The sequence below is a fragment of the Lactobacillus nasalidis genome, from assembly GCF_016587775.1.
Taxonomy (GTDB): Bacteria; Bacillota; Bacilli; order Lactobacillales; family Lactobacillaceae; genus Lactobacillus; species Lactobacillus nasalidis.
The window spans coordinates 1-5,068 of sequence record NZ_BOCG01000137.1; the positions used below are offsets into that span (position 1 = coordinate 1).

General features: G+C 51.4%; 6 protein-coding genes. 2 read left to right on the forward strand and 4 right to left on the reverse strand.

The window, feature by feature from the left end; translation table 11 throughout:
- From lacNas_RS02425 to argF, 3 genes are all read right to left on the reverse strand, one after another.
- Positions 1-287 (reverse strand): arginine deiminase family protein (locus lacNas_RS02425; protein WP_244661403.1); only part of this gene is annotated, 287 nt, incomplete at its 3' end.
- A 169-nt stretch (positions 288-456) separates the two neighbouring features.
- Positions 457-1,386: a carbamate kinase gene (gene arcC, locus lacNas_RS02430; RefSeq protein WP_201331236.1), complete on the reverse strand. Its 930-nt coding sequence runs from the start codon at positions 1,384-1,386 to the stop codon at positions 457-459.
- A gap of 18 nt (positions 1,387-1,404) precedes the next feature.
- Positions 1,405-2,406, reverse strand: coding sequence for an ornithine carbamoyltransferase (argF, locus tag lacNas_RS02435; protein ID WP_025896204.1), 1,002 nt, complete (start codon positions 2,404-2,406; stop codon positions 1,405-1,407).
- Positions 2,407-2,716: 310 nt separating this feature from the next.
- Here argF and lacNas_RS02440 point away from each other — a divergent pair, with 310 nt between their 5' ends.
- Together lacNas_RS02440 and lacNas_RS02445 are read left to right on the forward strand one after the other, a co-directional pair.
- Entirely contained in the window at positions 2,717-3,586 is an 870-nt protein-coding gene (locus lacNas_RS02440; protein WP_201331237.1) for a DNA-binding domain-containing protein, read from the forward strand.
- A gap of 70 nt (positions 3,587-3,656) precedes the next feature.
- Positions 3,657-4,376, forward strand: coding sequence for a B3/B4 domain-containing protein (locus lacNas_RS02445; protein WP_201331238.1), 720 nt, complete (start codon positions 3,657-3,659; stop codon positions 4,374-4,376).
- A 58-nt stretch (positions 4,377-4,434) separates the two neighbouring features.
- Here lacNas_RS02445 and lacNas_RS02450 read toward each other — a convergent pair.
- Positions 4,435-5,068 (reverse strand): amidohydrolase family protein (locus lacNas_RS02450; RefSeq protein WP_244661404.1); only part of this gene is annotated, 634 nt, incomplete at its 5' end.

The following is a 5,068-nucleotide window of genomic DNA, read 5'->3' on the forward strand; positions in this document are numbered from 1 at the left end:
AAGCCGGCTTCTGCAACTTGTCTTTCAATAAATTCGTTTCTGACGGCTTCGTCTGCCAAAGCTTCGGCAGCCAGGTCTTCGGTGTAGATGACTTCGGCGCCGTTGTCGCGCAGAGTTTGTGCGAAGAAGTCGTGTTCTTCTTGAGCGATCGGCAGGTATGGAATGTCGTCAAAAAGCAACCGTTCCATTGAGTCAGGCGTAATGTTTTCAATTTCGCGCCCTGGCCTGTGCAACATAACCGTCTTCAACTTACCAATTTCTGAAGTAACATGAATAGGACTTGTCATGATCTTTACACTCCTATAATTGTACTATTTCCTAATTTCCTAATGATTGTGTGGTTATAAATCGTCGAGCTAACCTACTAAACGGACTAACTCAACTTAAAACTAGTTGTTCGTAATTTTTAAAGAGAGATTTTTTACACTAAAATTTAAACCGTTCGGTGAGACCTGCTTACGCGTGGATGACAGTCCCCAACTGTCCAGCGAGTGCAGCGTCCAGACCTGACAGAGAGGTAATGATGGCTTCTCTTTCAGGGTGGCCTTCAACGAATGACATGCAGGCTTGAACCTTTGGAAGCATGCTGCCGGCAGCAAATTGATCTTCATCAATGTACTTTTGGGCTTCGGCAACAGAAATGTTTTCCAGGTTCTTTTGGTCTGGCTTGTTGAAGTTGATTGCCACGTAGTCAACAGCGGTCAAGATGATCAGCTTGTCCGCGCCAACGTTGTCTGCCAACAAAGCGCTGGAGCGGTCCTTGTCGATGACGGCTGGAACGCCCTTGAGGCCTTCTTCGGTCTCAACTACTGGCACCCCGCCGCCACCGCCGGCGATCACGAGCTCATCTGCTTCAATCAAGGTCTTGATGCTGTTCAATTCAACGATTCTCTTTGGAGTCGGTGAAGGAACAACCTGCCGCCAGCCGCGGCCAGCGTCTTCCTTGAAGATGTAACCCTTGTCTTCAGCGATCGAGTCAGCTTCTTCCTTGGTGTAGAAGGCACCGATCGGCTTGGTCGGGTTTTGGAAGGCCGGGTCGGCCGGGTCTACAACGATCTGCGTCACGATCGTGGCCACATCCTTGGTCATGCCGCGCTTTTGCAGTTCGTTTTGCAGGCTCTGTTGGAGGTGGTAGCCAATGTAGCCCTGGCTCATTGCCCCGCATTCAGGGAACGGGAAGGCTGCGCTTTGGCCGTGTTCAGCCGCATAGCTCATGCCCAGGTTGATCTGGCCAACCTGCGGGCCGTTGCCGTGGCTGATGACTACTTCGTTGCCGGCGCTGATCAAACCGATCAGAGAGGAAGCTGTGTTCTTAACCAATTCCAATTGTTCGGCTGGTGACTTGCCGAGGGCGTTACCGCCCAATGCTACAACAACTTTTGACATAAGAGCACCTCTTCTTGATTAGTCGCCCAAGGTAGCAACCATGACAGCCTTGATGGTGTGCATTCTGTTTTCAGCTTCACGGAAGACAACTGAGTGCTTGCTTTCGAAGACTTCGTCAGTTACTTCAAGTTCCTTCAGACCGAACTTTTCGTAAACTTCACGGCCAACTTCAGTTTCCAGGTTGTGGAAGGCTGGCAGGCAGTGTTCGAAGATAACGTTAGGGTTTTCAGTAGCCTTAAGAACGTCCATGGTGATTTGGTATGGTGAAAGCAATTCGATCCGCTTCTTCCACTTGTCGTCGGATTCACCCATTGATACCCAAACGTCGCCGTAGATTACGTCCATGCCCTTAACGCCTTCCTTGATGTCGTTTGAAACAACGATCTTGGCGCCAGTTTCCTTAGCGATTGCGTTAGCCTTTGCCAAAGTTTCTTCGCTTGGGTTCAGTTCTGGAGGAGTTACAACGTGGTATTCCATACCCATAACGGCAGCACCCAGCATCAAAGCGTTTGATACGTTGTCGTGGCCGTCACCAACAAAGGCAAACTTGATGTCCTTGTATTCCTTCTTCAAAACTTCCTTTGCAGTCAAGAAGTCGGCCAAAACTTGAGTTGGGTGGTCAGCGTCAGTCAAACCGTTCCAAACTGGAACACCAGAGTACTTAGCCAAAGTTTCAGCTGCTTCTTGTGAGAAGCCACGGAATTCGATACCGTCGAACATGCCGCCCAATACGCGAGCAGTGTCCTTAACTGATTCCTTGTGGCCGAAGTGTGAGCCGCTTGGCCCAAGGTAAGTTACGTGAGCGCCTTGGTCGTGGGCACCAACTTCGAATGAGCAACGGGTTCTGGTTGAGTCCTTTTCGAAGATCAAAGCAATGTTCTTGCCCTTCAAACGAGGTTGTTCAACACCAGCGTACTTGTCCTTCTTCAGTTGTTCTGCCAAGTCAAGCAGGTATTCCATTTCACGAGTGTTAAAGTCTGCGAGAGTCAAGTAACTACGGTTGCGTAAATTAAAAGCCATGATAGCTTCCTCCTGTTTTCTAATATGTTTTGTGTTTTTCACTTGTTTACGATTATCATTATAGAAAGCGTTTTCAGACCACAACGGCAAAAAACAGAAAAATTTAATACAAAAAATCAAAAATCAATTAATTAGTTTTTCTGAAGTGAATAATTGAATTCTTTTAGTGAATAGAAGCCGGCTTATACGGACCTACGGATACTTTTCAGCCATTTATACACTTTTTTATATTAACTTTGTTTTGTGGTAAAATAAGCGTGTTGACTCAAAGAACTTCAAACTACTTCAAAAACAAGGAAAAATCGCGAAAATGCACTTTTATATAGCAAACAAAAGCACCAGAAACTTACAACTAATTAGTGACGCCTTGGAGCGCAACTTCGAAAACATCGTCGTCGGCCGGTCGACCGATGCCCAACGGACCTTCGATGATCTGCGCCAGCTTAGGGTCGACGTATTGGTGGTCGACTATGACCTGGCTCCTTTCGACGGCCTGGCCCTTTTAAGGCGGCTCAAGCAGGCCAACATCCTGCCCCGGGTGATCATGACGGCCAACACGCCCTCTGAATCATTGATCACGGCCGCCTACCAGAACGGCTGCGACTTCTTCATCCACCACCAGCTCAATTCCGTCGAGATCTCGCACATCTCCAAGATCATCAGCACTCAGCTGCAGCTGCTCAGCAACCTCCGGGTCATCAGCGAATTGTCCGGCAACCTCAACAGTCCTTACGGCCGCCAGCAGACGACCCACCGCCTGCAGATCGACCACGTGACGGACACCCTGCGCTTTTTGGGCATTGCTTCAGAAAAAGGCTACGAGGACATCATGAAGATCATCCGCCTGATGGTCGACAAGGACCAAAGCTTCGACCAGGTCGAACTGGAGGAAAACCTCAACATCAGCAGCCGGGAGAAAAAGGTCATCTACCAGCGGATCCGGCGGACGCTGCACATCGGCATCGTCAACCTGGCCACCATGTGCATCGACTACCCGGACAACGAAATGCTGCTGGACTATGCCAACAACCTGTTTGAATACCAGAACATCCACGTGGAAATGCAGCACCAGAACGGCAAGGAAATGGAGCGGGGGCAGATCTCCCTGCAGCACTTTTTTGACGGGCTCCTGCAGGAGAGCTACCGGGCCAAGCGGGGCAGCAGCAATGAACTTTGGTAACTAGGGAAAATGCTTCAAAAGTAGTATACTAACAGTGTAAAAACAATTTTTATAGAAAGAAAGAGCAATCATGTTAGAAAAAGTTACTGTTGACAACAGCTTCTGGGACCTCTTCCCTGAAGCTCAAGTAAACATCATGCTGGTCAGCGGCATTGACAACCACGACAGCGACGATAACCTGGCCCGCCGGCGCAAGCTGCTCAGAGAAGGCAGCGACAAGGCGGAAGACTTTTTGGGCGCATCACCATTCAGCAAGAACCAAGTCGTTGATGAATGGCGCAAGGCCTACCAGCAATTTAAAAAGAAGAAAGGCGCCCGGGCATCCATCGAAGCCCTGCTCAAGCGGATCGACAAGGGCGAAGAACTGCGGCCGATCTCGCCGCTGGTAGACGTCTACAACTCTGTTTCCCTGGCTCACGGCGTGCCGATCGGCATTGAAGACCAGGAGAAACTGGCCGGCACCATGCACCTGGGCCTGGTTCACGAAGGCCTGGCCTTCCGTCCGGTCGGTGCCGACAAGGAAGAACCAACCCTTGAAGGCGAAGTTGCCTGGTACGACGACGAAGGCGCCGTCTGCCGCTGCCTCAACTGGCGTGACGCGCAAAGAACCATGCTGGACGAAGACTCCACCAAGGGCGTCATCGTCATCGAATCCGTCACGGCCGAGCAGGCTCAGCGGGCCAGCGAAGCCATGAACGACCTGGCCGGCCTTTTGGAAGAATTCTTCGGCATCAAGCCGGACAAGTCAGCAGTCTTGACCAAGGATGAACCAAGCGTGGACGTTGACTAATCTCAGTTAAACAGCAAAAAAGCCTTGCCGGCATAATCCGGTAAGGCTTTTTTCTTTGCTATTTTGCTGCTTCCCTGCTCCAGACCTTTTCGCCGCCGATCCAGGTCGATGCCGCCTTGACCTGGGCCAAATCCGCCGCTTTCTGGGCAAAAATGTCCCGGTCCAAAATGACGAAGTCCGCGTCCTTGCCTGGCGTCAAGGTACCGTTGTTCACGAAGCCGCCCATTTTGGCCGCGTCTCTGGTATAAGCCAGGACTGCCTGAGGCACGGAAATTCCCTCGTCTTCATTGATGAAGCCGCCTGAAGCCGTCCGCCGGGTGACGGCTGCGTAAATGCCGTAAAAAGGACTGTCCGGTTCAGCCCACGGGGTGCAGGGGGCGTCCGAACTCAGGCTGAAGAGGACGCCGCCTTCCTCCAGGCTCTTGATCCGGTAAGCCAGCCGCAGCTGGTCGGCTGCCAAAAACTGCTGGTAGGATTCTTCTTCGGCAAAGAAGAAGATCGGCTGCGTCGACACGGCCAGGCCGATTTTGGCTGCCTTCAGCTCCTTGATCATCTGATCTGAGAGAAGCGAAGCGTGCTCGATTCTGACCGACGGCTGGCCGGCCAGCCAGGGATCCAGGTCCCGGCAGACATCGATCACCCGCTGAATGGCTGCGTCCCCCATAGCGTGGACTGCTACCTGCAGGCCGTTT